Consider the following 18,475-nt stretch of genomic DNA (forward strand, 5'->3'; position numbering starts at 1 on the left):
AGCGAGAAACGCTGGGGCATGAGGAACGCCTTCCATCGTGGCCAGTTACTGGGATGCCCATGCACCGTACCGAATCGCCGCTCGTCATCGTCGCCATCGGCCTCGCCGCGCTTGCCGGCTTTGTCGACGCGCTCGCCTTCACCAGCCTGGGGGGCTTTTACGCATCGTTCATGAGCGGCAATTCGACACGGCTCGGCGTCGGGCTCGGCGCGGATGGCATCGGCGACGCGCTCACTGCCTTCGCGCTGGTGCTGAGCTTCGTCAGCGGGGTGATCCTCGCCAGCGTGATCGCGCGCGCGGCGCCCGGGCGCGACAAGGCGATGATCATGACAACGGTCACCGGCCTGCTGGTGCTCGCCGCGATCGTCGCGACGGTAATGCCCGGGCCGATCGCGCTGCTGCTGCTGGCGATGGCAATGGGCTGCGAGAACGGCGTGTTCACGCGCGACGGCGAAGTCACGATCGGGCTCACCTACATGACCGGCACAATCGTCCGCATGGGGCAAAAGCTCGCCGCCGCGCTGATGGGCGACGGCGATCGCTGGGCCTGGGTGCCCTATCTGGCGCTGTGGCTCGGCTTTGTCGCCGGGGCGGTATCGGGCGCGGCGAGCCAGTTGCGCTGGGGATGGAGCGCGCTGTGGCTTGCCGCCATTGTCTCGGCGGTGCTGGCGATCGTGATCGCGCGCGCCGAGCGGTCTGCGCTCAGCCCAGCGCCTCGTTGAGCAGCCGGGCGAGGCGCAGCCCGCCCTTCATCATCTGCGCGCGTGCCGGCTCGACGAGCTTCTCAATTCCCGCTTCGCTCAGCGTTCCCATCTGGTCGGCGGGGCCGCAGGGCTCGCCGCCATGGGCGCTGGCATAAGCGAGCTTGGCGACCTGCCAGCTGTCGCGGCTCCAGTCCTCGACGCTGCCGCCGTCCACTGCGGCGCGCTCTGACGCGGTATAGGCGCGGATCAGCGAAGGCGGCGTGGTGCCGGCGCGTTCGGCAAGATAGCCATCCCAGATCGTGTGCAGATTGAGCTTCTCGCCCGAGAAAATCCCATAGGTCGATTTCGCCCGGTTACCGCCCAGGTCACCCCGGTCGCCGGCGTGGAGCGGCTGGTGGAGGTCGCCCATGAAATGGACCAGGAAGGCAAGCGCCATCACGCGCTCGCGCACCGGCACGCTCTTGTCCTTCAAGAGCTTCACGTCGCGCTCGATCTGCGCCGAGACGCAATTGCCGTCGGGGCAATTACCCTTGAGCGTGAAGTCCTTGCAGATGCTCACATTCTGATAGTGCCAGTTATAGGCATAGCTGAACCGCGGACCCAGCGTCTTGACGCAGTCCGCCCAGACGCTCGCTTCCTCGATCGTCCGCGCCGGGCAGGTCGGCGTTTCGAGCAGCGCCTGCCTGGCGAGCAGCTTGCCGATCTCGGCGCGCACCGCGGGCGTAACGTTGCGGTAGGCGATCGCGGCGACGGTCTCATGGCCATATTCCCAATAGGCGTGGGCGGGCGCGGCGAAGCCGATCAGTGCGGCGAGGATCAGGAGGATGCGACTCATGCATCGCCGCCTAGGCGCGCGCGGGGGCGGGTTCAATTGCTCAATGCGCGGGGCAGGGGCCATAGACCTCGTCCATCGATCGAAGATAGGCCGACATAGGCTCCATCCCCATCTCCTTGCGAAGGCCCTCGACCGCTGCGGCATCCTCCAATGGCTGGGCAACGCGCTTGCCATCCTTGCACGTTGCCTGCGAGCCATAGCGCTGCACGCCGCGGATTTTCAGCATGACCCGATCATAGAGATAAGCGAAATTTGGCGGGTGGACCTCGTGCTTCGCAACCAGCGGCTCCATCAGCCGGAGCGCCTTTAGCTGGAATGCAGGCTCGGCATCGGCATGTTGGACGAGCAGCCAGGCGGCGCTCGAACCCGGCGGCCCGACGGCAGAAATCGTCGGCCAGCCTTGCGCGGCGACTTTCGCTTTGAGCCAGGCAGTGTTGGCGCGGTCTCGCGCCGCCGTCGCTGCCCAGATGCGGCTCATCACGATGGCCTTCACCCGCGGTTCAAGGGGCGGCGCATCCGCGCTTTCTCCTTCACCCCACCCCACTCCGGCGCGCAGCATCTGCTCGCCAAGCGTGCGTGCCACCAGTGCGGGGCCGAGCCCTGGCACCTGCGCCTGGCCGCTCTCTTCGGCCAGCCGAACGGCGAACAGAAAGCTGTCTGCAATCGGGCGCGCGACGGCGACGTCTCTCGAGAAGGCATCGAACGACCGGGTATCGAGATCGGCGGGCGCGCTGGCCGCCGCAGCGCAGACCGGATTCCGGGCATCGGCGTCTTCGATTTTGGCATCTGGAACGCCCAGCGCAGCCAGTTCGCGGCGCGTCTGCGCAAGGCCGCGCTCGAGACATCGGTTCAGCCACTCCTGGACTGCCTTGTTCGCCGCCTTCTGCTCGGGTGTCGCATCGTCGAAGCGTCCGCGCATCCACGCGTAGTCGCCGGGGTCGAATCGGCCATCGTGGATATAGGGGGTCAAGATCGCAGGCGGCGGCTCCGCGGGTTCGGCCTGGGCGAGCGTAATCGGGACGATCGCTGACAGCAAAGCAATCATTGGTCGCCGTAGAATTCAACCGAGCGCGCGCCGCCGGCGGAGGCCTTGCCGCGATACATGCCCGGTGTGTTGAAGCTCCAGGCCATCTCGCCGCTCGGGCCGGTGACGATCACCCCGCCGGTGCCGCCCAGCGCCTTGGTCTCGGCCATCACCGTGTCGGCGGCGAGCTTGAGGCTTTCGCCCTTGAAGCGAACGCGGGCGCAGATTTCGTGCGCGACGCCTTCGCGGATGAAATATTCGCCCGACCCCGTCGCCGAGACCGCACAGGCGCGATCGTCGGCATAGGTACCCGCGCCGATCAGCGGCGAATCGCCGATCCGGCCCCAGCGCTTGCCGGTAAGCCCGCCGGTCGAGGTTGCCGCGGCGACATGGCCCTGGGCATCCATCGCGACGGCGCCGACGGTGCCGTATTTCAAGTCGACGTCGAACCAGCCGAGCTTGTCGTCGGCCTTCATCTTGTCGAGCTGGCTGCGGCGCTCAGCGGTGTCGAACCAGCTGTTATCGACCTGCTCGAGCCCCTGTTCGCGGGCGAACTGGTCGGCCCCGGCGCCGGCGAGGAGCACATGCGGGCTCTTTTCCATCACCTTGCGCGCCAGCGCGACTGGGTGGCGCGTCGTCGTCGAACTGGCGACCGCCCCGGCATTGCGGTCGCGCCCGTCCATGATCGCGGCGTCGAGCGTATGGTTGGCATCCCAGGTGAACACCGCGCCGCGCCCGGCATTGAAGTGCCGATCGTCCTCGAGCACCTGCACCGCGGCCTGGACCGCGTCGATGGCGCTGCCGCCCGAAGCGAGCACCTTCGATCCGGCATCGAGCGCGGCGTTTAGCCCGGCCTGCACCCCGGCTTCCTGCTCGGGGGTTACCTTGCCCTTTTCGATGATCCCGGCGCCGCCATGGATGACTAGCGTCCATTCGGGCTTTTGCTGCGCTTGGGCGGGAAGGGGCATCAACAGGACTCCGATCAGGATCAGCAGGCGGCGCATCGCGGCACTCCGGAAAGATGCGCCATTGCTAGCAGAACGCCGACCGCGTGCCAGCCGACGCTGGGTCAAATCCGTAGTGACGGCGCCGTCGAGTAGGATTTCGGGCGTTTAAAGTCACACTATGCATGCAAATCGTGAAATTCCGTTTCTCGCCCACGCATTTTTCTTGCGCCGCGCGGTGCTGACTTCCCTACGACCTGTCAAAGAGCAACCTAGCGGATAGCATGGGCCTATTCGTGTAGGACAGTGCGATCGCGCGGCCAGGGGCGAACTTGGCCTAGCCGCCTGCCGATCGAGCGCGTATATGCGCGCCATGTCCGTAAGACCCTGGCGCGATATCGCGCGGCGTACGAGCCGCCAGATCATGGTGGGCAATGTCCCCGTGGGCGGCGATGCGCCCGTCACCGTGCAGACGATGACCAACACCGCGACCTCCGACGCGAAGGCGACGATCGACCAGATCCGCCGCTGCGAGGATGCCGGCGTCGACATCATCCGCGTATCGTGTCCCGACGTCGAATCGACCGCGGCGTTGAAGCAGATCGTTCGCGCCAGCCGGGTGCCGATCGTCGCCGACATCCATTTCCACTATAAACGCGCGCTCGAGGCTGCCGATGCCGGCGCCGCCTGCCTGCGGATCAATCCGGGCAATATCGGGAGCGCCGACCGCGTCAACGAAGTGGTCAATGCCGCCAAGGCCAATGGCTGCGCGATCCGGATTGGCGTCAACGCCGGGAGCCTGGAAAAAGACCTGCTCGAAAAATATGGCGAGCCATGCCCGGAAGCGCTGGTCGAGTCGGCGCTCGACCATATCAAGCTGCTCCAGGACCGCGATTTCCACGAATTCAAGGTCGCGGTGAAGGCGTCGGACGTGTTCCTCGCCGTCGCCGCTTACCAGCAGCTCGCCGATGCGGTCGATTGCCCGCTCCATCTGGGCATCACCGAGGCCGGCGGCTTTGTCGGCGGCACGGTGAAGAGCGCGATCGGCATCGGCTCGCTGCTGTGGTTCGGCATCGGCGACACGATCCGTGTCAGCCTGTCGGCCGAGCCCGAGGAAGAGGTCCGCGTCGGCTTCGAAATCCTGAAATCGCTGGGCATTCGCAACCGCGGCGTCCGCGTCGTCAGCTGCCCGAGTTGCGCCCGCCAGGGCTTCGACGTCATCCGTACGGTGCAGGCACTGGAAGAACGGCTCCAGCACATCCGCACGCCGCTGTCGCTCTCGGTGCTCGGCTGCGTCGTCAACGGCCCGGGCGAAGCGCGCGAGACCGATATCGGCCTCACCGGCGGCGGCAACGGCAAGCACATGGTCTATCTGTCAGGGCTGACCGACCACACGGTGAACGACGCCGACATGCTCGATCACATCGTCCAGCTGGTAGAGGCCAAGGCCGCCGAGATCGAGGCGACCAACGAAGCGGCGGCGCAAGCCGCGGAATAAGGTCGCGTCTTAAGCGATTGGCAAGCATGCACCCGGTATTTTCCGCCCATGCGGTGGGTCTTGATCCTGGTGATTGGCGTGGGGGTATTCATCGGCATGATCATGCCGGTGAAGCGCTCGCCCGCACCCATGGTCGCGGTCGCCGAGGCCGAATCCGTCGATCCCCCGCGCGAGACGGTGATCGCCCCCAACAGCAACGGCCATTTCGTCACCTTCGCCAAGGTCGATGGCGAGCCGACCCGCTTCGTCGTCGATACCGGGGCCGACATGGTCGCGCTGACCTTGGAGGATGCCCGCAAGGCAAAGGTCGCCTTTGACGAGAATCGCTTCGAAGTGGTGGCGCGCGGCGCCTCGGGCGACGTGTATGGCCAGAATGTTCGGATCGACGAGATTGCACTCGACGGCAAGGTGGTGCGCGACGTCCATGCCGCAGTGGTCCGCGATCTCGACATCTCGCTGCTCGGCCAGTCCTTCCTCCGCCACATGAAAACGGTGCAGATGAGCGGCGACGAGATGCGCGTGCGCTAGTCTAGCGCATGATACTATCGTTCTCGTGCGACGGAGGTGGAGGATCGGCTCCAGCACATCCGCAGCGCGCAGACGCGCGCACCCACCCCCAACCCCTCCCCTGCAGGGAGGGGAGTCAGATCGGGCAGGAAGGCGGATCCGGCCTAGGCCCGTGTGATCCGGAGCGCTAAAGGGGGAGCGTCATGGTTACCGTAGCTAATCTCGAAGACCTTGCCGTGCTCGCCGCGCAGGCGACGCCCGGGCCTTGGTTCGTCCGGCACCTCGATGACGATCATTGCATGGGTGCGATCGGCATCTCGACTGCGCCGGATGATGGCGAAGCGCCCAAGATGTCGACATTCCACGGCCCAGGTCCGGAGCTGATCGCGGCGACGCTGATCCAGGCCCCTCCCTATGTGGTGTCCAAAGACGGGCGCTGGGAAGAGAATGCGAGGCTGGTCGTCGCGCTGCGTAACGCACTTCCGGAGCTGCTTCGGCTCGCTGCGATCGGCGCTCGGCTCGAAGCCGACGCTTGAAGCACAGCGTCACTCCCTCCGCGGCGTTTGCCGTCGCCACGATCGGCATCGCCAGCTATTCGGTGATGGACGTGGTGATGAAGAGCATGTCGATCGCACATGGTGCCTATAGCGCGGTGCTGTGGCGCTCGATCGGCGGCGTCGTACTGATGGGGCCGATCTTCATCGCGCGGCGACGGCCCTGGCCTGGCCGTGAGGCCCTGGCGCTTCATGTCGCGCGCGGCGCGGTGGCGGGATCGTCGGTGCTGCTGTTTTTCTGGGGCCTGGTCCGGGTGACGATGGCGCAGGGGGTTGCACTCACCTTTCTCGCGCCGCTGATCGCGCTGTTCCTCGCCGCTGCCTTTCTGGGCGAGCGCATCCGCCGCGCGGCAATCGCCGGATCGTTCGTCGCCAGCCTGGGCGTGCTGGCGATCGCTGCTGGGCAGGTGCAGGCGCACGCCTCGACCGACGTGGTGCTCGGCTCGATTGCCGTGTTCGCCGCTTCAATCCTCTATGCCGGCAGCCTGATCCTGTTGCGGCGCCAGGCGCAGGTCGCCGATCCGCTGGAAGTGGCGCTGTTCACCAGCCTCGTGCTGGGCGGCATGCTGCTGGTTGGATCGCCGTGGTTCTCGTCGATGCCGGCAGTGCATCTGTGGCCGGGGATCCTCGGCGCCGCGGCGCTCGGCTCCTTCTCGGCGATCCTGCTCGCCTTCGCCTATCGCCATGCCGAGGCGCAGGTCCTCGCCCCGGTGGAATATACCGCGTTCCTCTGGGCCTCGATCCTCGGCTGGATCGCGTTCGGCGAGCGCGTCTCGCCCTGGACGATCGGCGGGGCGCTGCTGATCATCGCCGGATGTCTCGTCGCGATCCGCGGCAAGGCCGTCCCCGCACCGCAAACGGAAGCTGCTGCATGACTCTCACCATTCGCTCCGCCTCGCCCGATGACGTCGCGCTGATCCTCCAGCTCGTCCGCGAACTCGCCGCGTATGAGCGCGAGCCCGACGCAGTGACCGCCACCGAGCCGATGCTGGCCAAGGCCCTGTTCGGCGACAGGCCGGTCGCGGAGGCGGTAATCGCCGAGGCCGACGGCGCGCCTGTCGGCTTTGCGCTGTTCTTCCATAATTTCTCGACCTGGACCGGCAAGCCGAGCCTCTATCTTGAGGATCTGTTCGTGCGGGAAAGCGCGCGCGGCATGGGCGCGGGAAAGGCGCTGCTCCGCCACCTTGCCGGCATTGCGCTGGACCGCGACTGTGGCCGCTTCGAATGGTCGGTGCTCGACTGGAACACGCCTGCGATCGATTTCTACCGGGCGATGGGGGCAGAGGCGATGGACGAATGGACCGTCCAGCGCGTCTCGGGTGACGCGCTGGCAAAGCTGGCGGGGCGCGGCTGATGGCCTGGGCGCTGCTGATCCTCGGCGGATGCTTCGAAGTCGGTTTTACTACCTGTCTGCGCTTCGTCGACGGGTTCCGCAACATCCCCTGGACCGCAGGCTTCCTGGCCTCGGTGACATTGTCGATGGGCTTGCTCGAAATCGCCTCGCGCAGCATCCCGATGGGCGCGGCCTATGCGGTGTGGGGCGGGATCGGAGCGCTGGGCACGGTGCTGGTCGGGATGGCGTGGTTCGGTGAGCCAGTGTCGGCGGTGCGGCTGCTGCTTATCGTCGGTCTCGTCGGTTGCATCGCGGGATTGAAGCTCGTCAGCCACTAACCGCGCGCTAAGCTTGGTATCGTACGGGGTTGCGCTGCGTTTGCGAAAGGCATAGCCCGCGCGGCAAGCACGCGTGATCACCGAAGGACCGCCCGGAATGGCCGAATTTCGCCTCCCCAAGAACAGCCGCATCACCAAGGGCAAGGCGCACAAGGCCGCGCCTGAAGCGACGCGCGTCAAAACGTTCAAGATCTATCGCTATGATCCCGACAGCGGCGAGAATCCGCGCTACGACCAGTTCGACGTCGATCTCGACGAATGCGGTCCGATGGTCCTCGACGCGCTGATCAAGATCAAGTCCGAGCAGGATTCGTCGCTGACCTTCCGCCGCTCGTGCCGCGAAGGCATTTGCGGATCGTGCTCGATGAACATGGACGGCAGGAACGGCCTCGCCTGCACCACCGCGATCGAGGACATCAAGGGCGACATCCGCATCACCCCGCTGCCGCACATGGACGTGATCAAGGACCTCGTGCCTGATTTCACCCATTTCTATGCGCAGTACAGCTCTATCAAGCCTTGGCTGCAGACGGTTTCGACCACGCCTTCGGGCAAGGAACGGCTCCAGTCGCCGGCCGATCGCGAGAAGCTGGACGGGCTGTACGAGTGCATCCTGTGCGCCTGCTGCTCGACCTCGTGCCCGAGCTATTGGTGGAATTCGGATCGCTTCCTCGGCCCCGCGATCCTGCTCCAGGCCTATCGCTGGCTCGCCGATTCGCGCGACGAGATGACCGGCGAGCGGCTCGACCAGCTCGAGGACCCGTTCCGCCTGTATCGCTGCCACACGATCATGAACTGCGCGAACGTCTGCCCCAAGGGTCTTAACCCGGCCAAGGCGATCGCCGAGATCAAGAAGATGGAAGCCGAGCGGACGCTTTGATCCGTTGAGCAAGGTCTTCGCCCGCTACCGGGCGCTCGTCGAAGCGGGCGAGTTGCGCCCCGATCCCGAACAGGCTGCCGCCGCCGAGCGCCTCGATGCGCTCGCGCAGCAGCTCGAGGCGACCCCCAAAAAGGGCAGCATCCTGTGGCGCGCGCTCGGCCGGATGCCCGAGGCGCCGCGCGGCGTCTATATGTGGGGCGGGGTGGGGCGCGGCAAATCGATGCTGATGGACCTGCTGTTCGACAGCGTCGACATTCGCAGGAAACGCCGCGTCCATTTTCACGAATTCATGCTCGAAGTGCATGCACGGCTCAATGCCGAGCGCCAGCGGAACACCGCCGATCCGGTGATCACCGTCGCGGCGGCGCTGGCAGACGACGTCCGGCTGCTCGCGTTCGACGAGATGGTGGTCAACAATCCCGCCGACGCGATGATCCTGTCGCGGCTGTTCACCGAGATGATGACGCACGGGCTGACCGTCGTCGCGACGTCGAACCGCGCGCCTTCGGAGCTCTACAAAAATGGGCTCAACCGCGATCTCTTCCTGCCTTTCATCGCGCTGATCGAAGCGAAGATGGACGTGCTCGCGCTCAACGGCCCGGTCGATTATCGGCTCGATCGGCTGGGCAGCATGCGCACCTGGCTGGTGCCCAATGGCGCCGAGGCGACCGCGGCGCTGTCCGCAGCGTTCTTCCGGCTGACCGACTATCCGGTCGAGGACGCCGCGCATGTGCCGATGTGCGAAGTAGCGGTGGCCGGTGGACGATCGCTGCACGTGCCCAAATGCCTCAAGGGCGTGGCAGTCTTCTCGTTCAAGCGGCTGTGCGGCGAAGCGCGCGGGGCGGCGGACTATCTCGCGATCGCGCGCCGCTTTCACACCGTGATCCTGGTCGGCATCCCGCGGCTGGGACCGGAGAACCGCAACGAGGCGGCGCGCTTCGTCACGCTGGTCGATGCGCTCTACGAAAACCGCGTAAAATTGCTAGCTGCGGCCGATGCCGAGCCTGACGACCTTTATACGGCCGGCGACGGCGCGTTCGAGTTCGAGCGCACGGCGTCCCGCCTGCACGAAATGGCGTCGGACAGCTATCTCGCCGAGGGCCACGGCGCCAACGGAGCGCCAGCCTGAAAAGTGCATTGGTCAGACCTGTTTGTCTGGCCTTCGCGACGCGCGCTCGCTAGCATCCCGGAAAACGAGAGGGGATGCGTGTGCTTGGAGTTTTCCGCCTGGCATTGGGTCTATCGGCGCTGGTTGCGGCATGCGCCGCCGCGGCGCAGCCGTCGCTGGTGGCCGCTGACCTGCGGCCGCATGAGAGTTTGGACGGCGCGTGGAACTGGTCGGTCGACCCGTATCGCGACGGGCTTGCCGGCTTTCACGGCGATGCCCCCGATCTGCGGATGCGGCGTTCTGGCGACGTGATCCAGGCCGAGGTGATGGCGAAGGATCCGCGCGCGCTCTACGAATTCGACATGCAGCGCTCGCCGGTGACCAGCCTTCCCGGCTCGTGGATCGGCCATGCTGCAGAGATGCGCTATTATCAGGGGCTGGTCTGGTATCAGCGCAGCTTCGCGGCCCAACTGCCCAAGCCCGGTACGCGGATTTTCCTGCGTTTCGGCGCCGCCGATTACAGCGCCGACGTCTATCTGAACGGCAAGCAGGTCGGGCGGCATTCGGGCGGTTTCACGCCTTTTGCGTTCGATGTGACCAAGCTGCTCCGGGCCGGGCGCAACCAGATTACCGTAGGCGTCGATTCGGCGCGGACCGTCGACGACGTGCCGCCGCCGGTCACCGACTGGGAGACCTATGGCGGGATCACCCGCTCGGTGACGCTGCTCGCCGTTCCCGAAACCTATGTCGACGATGCCTGGGTGCGGCTGACTCGGGACGGACAGATCGCCGTCACCGTTCGCCTCGACGGGCCGAGCGCGGCGAACAGCGCGGTGCGCGTGGCGATCCCGGCGCTCGGCTTCACGATCACCGGCACCACCGACGGGCAGGGGCGTCTCGAAACCCGCTATGCGGCGCCGGCCAGGCTCCAGCGCTGGTCGCCCGACAGCCCCAGACTCTACGATGTCGAAGTGGCGGCTGGCGCGGATCGGCTCACCGACCGGATCGGCTTCCGTACTATCGAGGCGCGCGGCAGCCAGTTGCTGCTCAACGGCAAGCCCATTTTCCTGCGCGGCATCTCGATGCACGAGGAAGAGCTCGGCAAGGATCCGGTGCGTGCGATGACGCCGGCGGCGGCGCGCGCGCTGCTGACCGAGATCAAGGACGGGCTCCACGGCAATTTCGTCCGGCTCGCCCATTATCCGCACAATGAAGTCACCACCCGGATGGCCGACGAGATGGGGCTGATCGTGTGGAGCGAGATCCCGGTCTATTGGCGGGTCAATTGGAGCAATCCGGCGACGCTCGCCAGTGCCCGCGCGATGCTGCGCGAGAACATCGTGCGCGATCGCAATCGCGCCTCAATCGGCCTTTGGAGCGTCGCCAACGAGACCCCGGTGAACGACGCGCGCAATGCCTTTCTACGCACGCTGATCGGCGACGTCCGCGCGCTCGACGACAGCCGGCTGGTCACCGCGGCGCTGCTCAGCAGCCGCAAGGACAAGGTGATGACGATCGACGATCCGCTGGTCGCCGATCTCGATGTCATGGCGATCAACACCTATAACGGCTGGTATTCGAGCGATCCGCTGGCCGACGTGCCGAGCTTCGAATGGCGCGCGCCCGCGGGCAAGCCGCTGATCTTCTCCGAATTCGGCGCCGATGCGCTGGCCGGCTATCACGACGGCGTCGCCGATCCGCACAAGTTCAGCGAGGAATATCAGGCCGAATATTATCGCCAGACTCTCGCGATGGCCGCCAAAGTGCCGTTCCTCGCCGGATTGAGCCCGTGGCTGCTCAAGGATTTCCGCTCGCCGCGGCGCCAGCATCCGATCTTCCAGCAGGGCTGGAATCGCAAGGGGCTGATCTCTGAAACCGGAGCGCGCAAGCAGGCGTTCTCCGTTCTGGCTGAGGAATATCGCCGCCGATCAGCACAGCAGCGCTGATCGCGAGGCCGCGTGCCGTCTTATTGCTCCTGCGAATGAGTTGCAAAGATAATCCGGGGCTTGGCGGAATCCCGGGTTGCGGGCGCTCTATTATAGGCTTAAGCCGCCCCCGTTTTCGCAGGCCCAACTGCGTCTGCGTCTGCTTGGCCAAAGCTAGGAGATTCCATGGCTCGCAAGAAGATCGCGCTGATCGGCGCCGGTAACATCGGCGGTACGCTCGCGCACCTCGCAGCACTCAAGGGCCTGGGCGACATCGTCCTGTTCGACGTCGTCGAAGGCGTGCCCCAGGGCAAGGCGCTCGACCTCAGCCAGTGCGGCCCGGTCGAAGGCTTCGATGCCAAGATCACCGGCACCAACGATTATGCCGACATCGCCGGCGCCGACGTGATCATCGTCACTGCCGGCGTCGCCCGCAAGCCGGGCATGAGCCGCGACGATCTGCTCGGCATCAACCTCAAGGTGATGAAGGCCGTGGGCGAGGGCATCGCTGCCAACGCCCCCGACGCCTTCGTGATCTGCATCACCAATCCGCTCGATGCGATGGTCTGGGCGCTGCGCGAATTCTCGGGGCTCCCGCACCAGAAGGTCGTCGGCATGGCCGGCGTGCTCGACTCGGCGCGCTTCAGCCACTTCCTCGCCGAGGAATTCGGCGTCTCGGTCAAGGACGTGAACACCTTCGTGCTCGGCGGCCATGGCGACACCATGGTGCCCGTGCTCGAATATTCGACCGTCTCGGGCATCCCGGTCAGCGATCTGATCGAAATGGGCTTCTCGACCCAGGAGAAGGTCGACGAGATCATCAAGCGCACCCGCGGCGGCGGCGGCGAGATCGTCGCGCTGCTCAAGACCGGCTCGGCTTATTATGCGCCCGCGACCAGCGGCATCGCGATGGCCGAGGCCTATCTCTACGACCAGAAGCGCATCCTGCCTGCAGCCGCGCACCTGACCGGCCAGTACGGCATCGACGATCTCTATGTCGGCGTACCGGTGGTGATCGGCGCCGGCGGCGTCGAGAAGGTCGTCGAGGTGAAGCTTTCGGACGAGGCCAAGGCCAACCTCACGGTCTCGGTAGACGCGGTCAAGGAACTGCTCGTAGCCTGCAAGGGCATCGATTCGAGCCTCGGCTGATCCCGTGAAAACCCTGCGTCTCCTGGTCCTGCCGATCGCGCTGCTCTGCGGCAGCGCGGCGCATGCCCAGGACGCAGGGTCGATGACCGATCCGGCGACGCTGTTCGGCGCCGCCTGCGCCAGCGGCCAGGCCCGGCTGCCACGCAGCACCTTCGACGATATCGCTTATGGCGCGATGCCGGTCGGTGCCCGCCGCGCCTTCGCGCTGTCGCTGACCAAGGCGGGCGCCAAGCCGGCCGCGGCGCCGGTGCCGCTCGGCGACCTTGAAGTGCCCAATCGGGTACTGACCAAGTTCACCGGACGCGATCTTTTCTTGCTGCTTCCCGCCGCTGGGCTGCCCGGCGCCTCGGCCGACGTGTGCAGCGTCGCCTGGCAGGGCGCGCATCTCGACGATGCGGTAACGCTCGTCCAGAATTTTACCGGCACCAAGGCGCCGCTCGCGCCGGGCGCCACCTATTACGCCGGCACCAGCGACAGCCACCTCGTCGCGGCCGCGCAATTCGATCAATGGACGGTCATCTCGATCGTGCCGACCACTCCCTCCAAGGAGCAGAAAACTCCATGAGCATTCTCGTCGACAAGAATACCAAGGTCATCGTCCAGGGCATGACCGGGGCCACCGGCACTTTCCATACCGAGCAGGCGCTTGCCTATGGCACGCAGATGGTCGGCGGCGTCACGCCGGGCAAGGGCGGCTCCGAGCATATCGGCCTGCCCGTGTTCAACACCGTGGAAGAGGCAGTCACCAAGACCGGCGCGACCGCCAGCGTGATCTACGTTCCGCCTCCCTTTGCGGCGGATTCGATCCTCGAGGCGATCGACGCCGAAGTGCCGCTGATTGTGACGATCACCGAAGGCATTCCGGTGCTCGACATGGTCAAGGTCAAGCGCGCGTTGTCGGGCTCGAAGTCGCGGCTGATCGGCCCGAACTGCCCCGGCGTGCTGACCCCGGGCGAGTGCAAGATCGGCATCATGCCGGGCAGCATCTTCTCCAAGGGTTCGGTCGGCGTCGTCTCGCGTTCGGGCACGCTCACCTATGAGGCCGTGTTCCAGACCACCAATGCGGGCCTGGGCCAGACCACCGCAGTCGGCATCGGCGGCGATCCGGTCAACGGCACCAACTTCATCGACGTGCTCGAGCTCTTCCTCGCCGACGAGGCGACTCAGTCGATCATCATGATCGGCGAAATCGGCGGCGACGCCGAGGAGCAGGCCGCGCAGTTCCTGATCGACGAGGCCAAGCGTGGCCGCAAGAAGCCGATGGCCGGCTTCATCGCGGGCCGCACGGCGCCTCCGGGCCGCCGCATGGGCCATGCCGGTGCGATCGTCTCGGGCGGCAAGGGCGATGCCGAGAGCAAGATCGCGGCGATGGAAGCAGCCGGGATCAAGGTCGCGGCGAGCCCGTCCGAGCTCGGCTCGACGCTCGTCGAAGTGCTCAAGGGGTAAATTGTAACGTCGGCGCTCCTACATCGGGATGTGGGAGCGCTAACACGGACGGGAATTGATTATGGGCTACGAAGGCCTGGATTTCGAGCAGATCGCCGGCGGGGTGAGCCCCGCCTTCATCGAAACGCTGTACCGCCGCTACAAGGCGGACCCCACCGGCATCGAGCCGCAGTGGCAGCAGTTCTTCGATGGCCTCGAGAACAGTGCTTCGGGCCCGACCTGGGCCAATCCGCGCTGGCCGCTGAGCGAAACCGACGCGCTCACCGCGGGTCTCGACCCGACCCAGATGGAGCCGGCGCCCAAGCCCGCCAAGGGCGGCGCCGCTCCCAAGCCGGCCGGCCCCGCCGCATCCGAGGCGGACATCGCCAAGGCCGCTGGCGATTCGATCCGCGCGATGCTGCTCATCCGCACCTATCGGGTGCGCGGGCACCTTGCCGCCAATCTCGATCCGCTCGGCCTCGCGCGGCAGGACGTGCCTGCCGACATGACGCCTGAATATCACGGCTTCACCGCCGGCGACCTCGATCGTCCGATCTATCTTGGCGGCACGCTGGGTCTCGAAAAAGCGACCGTGCGCGAGATCGTGAACATCCTGCAGGCCAATTACTGCGGCAATGTCGGCCTCGAATATATGCACATCGCCGATGTCGAGGAACGCCGCTTCCTGCAGGACAGGATGGAAGGCAAGGACAAGGAAATCTCGTTCACGCCCGACGGCAAGAAGGCGATCCTTTCCAAGGTGATCGAAGCCGAGCAGTGGGAGCGCTTCTGCGGCAAGAAATATGTCGGCACCAAGCGCTTCGGCCTCGACGGTGGCGAAGCGATGATCCCGGCGATGGAAGCGATCATCAAATATGGCGGCGCCACCGGCGTACGCGAGATCGTCTATGGCATGGCGCATCGCGGCCGGCTGAACATGCTTGCCAACGTGATGTCCAAGCCGTTCCGCGTGATCTTCCACGAATTCGGCGGCGGCTCGTCCAACCCCGACGACGTTGCCGGCTCGGGCGACGTGAAATACCATCTCGGCACCAGCACCGATCGCGATTTCGACGGAATCAGCGTCCATATGTCGCTGGTCGCCAACCCGTCGCACCTCGAGGCGGCCGATCCGGTCGTGCTCGGCAAGGTGCGCGCGCTGCAGACGATCCGCGGCGACTTGGAAGAGCACGCCCAGGTGCTGCCGGTTCTGATCCATGGCGACGCCGCCTTCGCGGGCCAGGGCATCGTCTGGGAGTGCCTCGGCTTTTCGGGCATCCGCGGCTACAACACCGGCGGCTGCATCCACTTCATCATCAACAACCAGATCGGCTTCACGACGAGCCCGCAATTCGCGCGCTCCTCGCCCTATCCGTCGGACGTCGCCAAGGGCGTCCAGGCGCCGATCCTCCACGTCAACGGCGACGATCCCGAGGCAGTGACCTTCGCCACCAAGGTTGCGACCGAGTTCCGCCAGAAGTTCCGTCGCGACGTCGTGATCGACATGTGGTGCTATCGCCGCTTCGGCCATAATGAAGGCGACGAGCCCTCCTTCACCCAGCCGCTGATGTACGCCAAGATCAAGCAGCACCCGCCGGTGAGCGACGTTTATGCGTCGCGGCTCAAGGCCGAGGGCGTGATCGACCAGGCGTTTGTCGACGACAAGGTGAACCAGTTCACCACGCTTCTCGAAGGCGAATTCGAGGCCGGCAAGTCGTATCTGCCCAACAAGGCGGACTGGTTCGCCGGGCGCTGGTCGGGCCTGGGCGCGCCTGTCGATGCCGAGAGCGCCCGTCGCAGCGTCGATACCGGGATCGAGAAGAAGCTGTTCGACAGCCTCGGCCGTACGCTGACCACGGTTCCGCAGGGCGTCGAGATCCACAAGACGCTGGGCCGCGTGCTCGATGCCAAGCGCACGATGTTCAGCTCGGGCGAGAATTTCGACTGGGCGACCGGCGAGGCGCTGGCGTTCGGCTCGCTGCTCTCCGAAGGCTATGGCGTGCGCCTGTCGGGCCAGGATTCGGGCCGCGGCACCTTCTCGCAGCGCCACGCGGTGTGGGTCGATCAGAAGACCGAAGCCAAATATATTCCGCTCTCGACGATCCCGCACGGGACGTTCGAAGTGCTCGACAGCCCCTTGAGCGAATATGGCGTGCTCGGCTTCGAATATGGCTATGCCGGCGCCGATCCGAAGAGCCTGGTGCTGTGGGAAGCGCAGTTCGGCGACTTCGCCAATGGCGCGCAGATCATGATCGACCAGTTCATCGCGGCAGGCGAGGCCAAGTGGCTGCGCGCCAATGGCCTGGTGATGCTGCTGCCGCACGGCTATGAAGGCCAGGGCCCCGAGCACAGCTCGGCACGCCCCGAGCGCTTCCTCCAGCTCTGCGCGCAGGACAATATGCAGGTGGTCAACATCACCACCCCGGCGAACTATTTCCACCTGCTGCGCCGCCAGATGCACCGCAATTTCCGCAAGCCGCTGGTGCAGATGACGCCCAAGTCGCTGCTGCGCCACAAGATGGCGGTGTCGAAGGCGGAGGAGTTCCTCGGCGACAGCCACTTCAAGCGCATCCTCTCGGATCCCTCGGCCCCGGCCGATGGCGATGTGAAGCGGCTCGTATTGTGCACCGGCAAGGTGGCGTACGACCTGATCGAGGCGCGCGACGCCGCGGGCGACAAGAACACCGCCGTGGTCCGCGTCGAGCAGCTCTATCCCTTCCCGAGCCAGCCTTTGGTCGAGCGCCTCAAGCGCATGACCAACCTCGAGGAAGTGGTGTGGGCGCAGGAAGAGCCGAAGAACAACGGCTATTGGTTCTTCGTCGAGCCGTTCATCGAGCAGTGCATGGTCGATGCCGGCGTCCAGCCGAAGCGCCCGCGATATGCGGGTCGCGCCGCGGCGGCATCGCCTGCCACCGGGCTGATGAAGCGTCACACCGCCGAGCAGGGGGCGCTGGTCGCCGATGCGCTCGGTCACAGCGTCCGCGAGGAAATTCGCCGGACGCGCAAGGCTTAACCCCGCCGGGAACGAGGAAAACAAGATGGCAGACGTCAAAGTCCCAGTGCTGGGCGAATCGATTACCGAAGCAACCGTCGGCGAATGGCTCAAAAAGCCCGGCGACACCGTCCAGATCGACGAGCCGATCGCCAGCCTCGAGACCGACAAGGTCTCGGTCGAAGTGCCTTCGCCTGTCGCGGGCGTGATGGGCGAGCAGCTCGTCAAGGTCGGTGACACGGTCGAGGTCGGCGCGGTGATCGCGACGATCGGCGAGGGCGGTGCTGCTGCAGCGCCGGCCGCGGCTCCCGCCGCCGCCGCGCCGGCTGCAGCGCCCGCACCGGCCGCTGCGCCCGCAGCTTCGGGCGAAGCCGCCGCGCTGTCGCCATCGGTGCGCCGCGCGGTGCTCGAGACCGGCGTCGATCCGTCGAGCGTCCAGGGCACCGGCAAGGACGGTCGCCTGACCAAGGACGACGTGCTGACTGCCGCGCAGAACAAGCCTGCCCCGGCCGCAGCCGCCGCGCCGGCAGCCGCCCCCGCTGCGTCGTCGGCCGGCGGCCGTAAGGAAGAGCGCGTCCGCATGACGCGCCTGCGCCAGACCGTCGCCAAGCGCCTCAAGGAAGCGCAGAACACTGCGGCGCTGCTGACGACGTTCAACGACGTCGACATGACCGAAGTCATCGCCGCGCGGACCAAGTACAAGGATCTGTTCGAGAAGAAGCACGGCGTTCGCCTCGGCTTCATGGGCTTCTTCGTGAAGGCCGCCGTCCAGGCGCTGCGCGATATCCCCTCGGTCAACGCAACGATCGAAGGCGATGAGATCGTCTATCACGATTATGCCGACATCTCGGTCGCGGTCTCCGCGCCCCAGGGCCTCGTCGTCCCGGTGATCCGCGATGCGCAGGACCTGTCGGTCGCCGGCATCGAGAAGACGATCGGCGATTTCGGCAAGCGCGCCAAGGACGGCACGCTCAAGATGGAAGACATGAAGGGCGGCACCTTCACCATCTCGAACGGCGGCGTGTTCGGATCGCTGATGTCGACGCCGATCATCAACCCGCCCCAGTCGGCCGTGCTCGGCCTGCACCGCATCGAGGACCGCCCGGTGGTCCGCGACGGTCAGGTGGTCGTCCGTCCGATGATGTATCTCGCGCTCAGCTACGATCATCGCCTGATCGACGGCCGCGAAGCCGTGACCTTCCTCGTCGCGCTCAAGAATGCGATCGAGGATCCGACTCGGCTGCTGATCGACCTCTGAT

Annotated in this window: 18 protein-coding genes; 15 read left to right on the forward strand and 3 right to left on the reverse strand. The window is 66.0% G+C overall.

The features are described from left to right. Positions 1–59: 59 nt before the first annotated feature. Positions 60–722: a YoaK family protein gene (locus AB2M62_RS19365; protein ID WP_404336470.1), complete on the forward strand. Its 663-nt coding sequence runs from the start codon at positions 60–62 to the stop codon at positions 720–722. Here AB2M62_RS19365 and AB2M62_RS19370 read toward each other — a convergent pair. The 3 genes from AB2M62_RS19370 to AB2M62_RS19380 are packed head-to-tail and all read right to left on the reverse strand — an operon-like array spanning position 703 to position 3,531. After that, positions 703–1,539 carry a S1/P1 nuclease gene (locus AB2M62_RS19370; RefSeq protein WP_404336472.1) on the reverse strand — a complete coding sequence of 279 codons (837 nt, stop codon included), beginning with the start codon at positions 1,537–1,539 and terminating at the stop codon, positions 703–705. The two genes, AB2M62_RS19365 and AB2M62_RS19370, sit on opposite strands and share 20 nt — an antisense overlap. Before the next feature lie 40 nt (positions 1,540–1,579). Further along, positions 1,580–2,584 (reverse strand): DUF6624 domain-containing protein, encoded by a 1,005-nt coding sequence (locus AB2M62_RS19375; RefSeq protein ID WP_404336473.1) that lies wholly within the window; start codon positions 2,582–2,584, stop codon positions 1,580–1,582. Next, positions 2,581–3,531: an isoaspartyl peptidase/L-asparaginase family protein gene (locus AB2M62_RS19380; RefSeq protein ID WP_404340046.1), complete on the reverse strand. Its 951-nt coding sequence runs from the start codon at positions 3,529–3,531 to the stop codon at positions 2,581–2,583. The genes AB2M62_RS19375 and AB2M62_RS19380 overlap by 4 nt, the downstream gene beginning before the upstream one ends. Before the next feature lie 349 nt (positions 3,532–3,880). Here AB2M62_RS19380 and ispG point away from each other — a divergent pair, with 349 nt between their 5' ends. From ispG to odhB, 14 genes are all read left to right on the forward strand, one after another. After that, entirely contained in the window at positions 3,881–5,005 is a 1,125-nt protein-coding gene (gene ispG, locus AB2M62_RS19385) for a flavodoxin-dependent (E)-4-hydroxy-3-methylbut-2-enyl-diphosphate synthase (RefSeq protein WP_404340048.1), read from the forward strand. Between the two features lie 48 nt (positions 5,006–5,053). Next, positions 5,054–5,533 (forward strand): TIGR02281 family clan AA aspartic protease, encoded by a 480-nt coding sequence (locus AB2M62_RS19390; RefSeq protein ID WP_404336475.1) that lies wholly within the window; start codon positions 5,054–5,056, stop codon positions 5,531–5,533. 182 nt (positions 5,534–5,715) lie between these two features. Continuing rightward, entirely contained in the window at positions 5,716–6,048 is a 333-nt protein-coding gene (locus AB2M62_RS19395; RefSeq protein WP_404336477.1) for a hypothetical protein, read from the forward strand. A 65-nt stretch (positions 6,049–6,113) separates the two neighbouring features. Beyond that, entirely contained in the window at positions 6,114–6,941 is an 828-nt protein-coding gene (locus tag AB2M62_RS19400) for a DMT family transporter (RefSeq protein ID WP_404340050.1), read from the forward strand. Further along, positions 6,938–7,420, forward strand: coding sequence for a GNAT family N-acetyltransferase (locus AB2M62_RS19405; protein ID WP_404336479.1), 483 nt, complete (start codon positions 6,938–6,940; stop codon positions 7,418–7,420). The genes AB2M62_RS19400 and AB2M62_RS19405 overlap by 4 nt, the downstream gene beginning before the upstream one ends. Continuing rightward, on the forward strand, positions 7,420–7,737 hold the full coding sequence (locus AB2M62_RS19410; protein ID WP_404336480.1) for a DMT family transporter: 318 nt from the start codon (positions 7,420–7,422) through the stop codon (positions 7,735–7,737). The genes AB2M62_RS19405 and AB2M62_RS19410 overlap by 1 nt, the downstream gene beginning before the upstream one ends. A gap of 97 nt (positions 7,738–7,834) precedes the next feature. Then, positions 7,835–8,617: a succinate dehydrogenase iron-sulfur subunit gene (locus AB2M62_RS19415; protein WP_404336482.1), complete on the forward strand. Its 783-nt coding sequence runs from the start codon at positions 7,835–7,837 to the stop codon at positions 8,615–8,617. 4 nt (positions 8,618–8,621) lie between these two features. Then, positions 8,622–9,746 (forward strand): cell division protein ZapE, encoded by a 1,125-nt coding sequence (zapE, locus tag AB2M62_RS19420; RefSeq protein WP_404336483.1) that lies wholly within the window; start codon positions 8,622–8,624, stop codon positions 9,744–9,746. Between the two features lie 74 nt (positions 9,747–9,820). Continuing rightward, positions 9,821–11,671 (forward strand): glycoside hydrolase family 2 protein, encoded by a 1,851-nt coding sequence (locus AB2M62_RS19425; protein WP_404336485.1) that lies wholly within the window; start codon positions 9,821–9,823, stop codon positions 11,669–11,671. 165 nt (positions 11,672–11,836) lie between these two features. Further along, on the forward strand, positions 11,837–12,799 hold the full coding sequence (gene mdh, locus AB2M62_RS19430; protein WP_404336487.1) for a malate dehydrogenase: 963 nt from the start codon (positions 11,837–11,839) through the stop codon (positions 12,797–12,799). 4 nt (positions 12,800–12,803) lie between these two features. Beyond that, positions 12,804–13,364, forward strand: a complete 561-nt coding sequence (locus tag AB2M62_RS19435; RefSeq protein ID WP_404336489.1) for a hypothetical protein — start codon at positions 12,804–12,806, stop codon at positions 13,362–13,364. Continuing rightward, on the forward strand, positions 13,361–14,245 hold the full coding sequence (gene sucD / locus AB2M62_RS19440) for a succinate--CoA ligase subunit alpha (RefSeq protein ID WP_404336490.1): 885 nt from the start codon (positions 13,361–13,363) through the stop codon (positions 14,243–14,245). The genes AB2M62_RS19435 and sucD overlap by 4 nt, the downstream gene beginning before the upstream one ends. Before the next feature lie 61 nt (positions 14,246–14,306). After that, positions 14,307–17,237, forward strand: a complete 2,931-nt coding sequence (locus AB2M62_RS19445) for a 2-oxoglutarate dehydrogenase E1 component (RefSeq protein ID WP_404336492.1) — start codon at positions 14,307–14,309, stop codon at positions 17,235–17,237. A gap of 25 nt (positions 17,238–17,262) precedes the next feature. Beyond that, a complete protein-coding gene (odhB, locus tag AB2M62_RS19450; RefSeq protein WP_404336494.1) occupies positions 17,263–18,474 on the forward strand; it encodes a 2-oxoglutarate dehydrogenase complex dihydrolipoyllysine-residue succinyltransferase in 1,212 nt (403 codons plus the stop codon). Position 18,475: the final 1 nt, after the last annotated feature.

The sequence above is a fragment of the Sphingomonas sp. MMS12-HWE2-04 genome, from assembly GCF_044881185.1.
GTDB lineage: Bacteria > Pseudomonadota > Alphaproteobacteria > Sphingomonadales > Sphingomonadaceae > Sphingomonas.